Here is a 278-nt window from a genome sequence, read left to right on the forward strand (position 1 = left end):
CTCGTCGGCGGCCGGCCGCAAGTCGTCCGCCATCCCGACGACCCGGCCGCGATCCTGTTCACCTCGGGCTCGGAGGGCACGCCCAAGGGCGTCGTGCTCTCGCACCGGAACATCCTCGCCAACGCGATGCAGAGCCTGACCCGCGTCGCCGTCAACGGGCAGGACAAGGTGTTCAACGTGCTGCCGGTGTTCCATTCGTTCGGGCTGACGGCGGGGCTGGTGATGCCGCTCGTCGCCGGCGTGCCGGTGTATCTCTACCCCACACCGCTGCACTACCG

1 protein-coding gene is annotated in these 278 nt (G+C 69.4%); it reads left to right on the forward strand.

Going from position 1 to position 278, the window contains the following annotated elements:
* On the forward strand, positions 1–278 hold a 278-nt coding region (locus ACO0K4_RS19840), incomplete at both ends, for an AMP-binding protein (RefSeq protein ID WP_422958368.1).

It is taken from the genome of Undibacterium sp. RuTC16W (assembly GCF_049339445.1).
Taxonomy (GTDB): Bacteria; Pseudomonadota; Gammaproteobacteria; order Burkholderiales; family Burkholderiaceae_D; genus Undibacterium.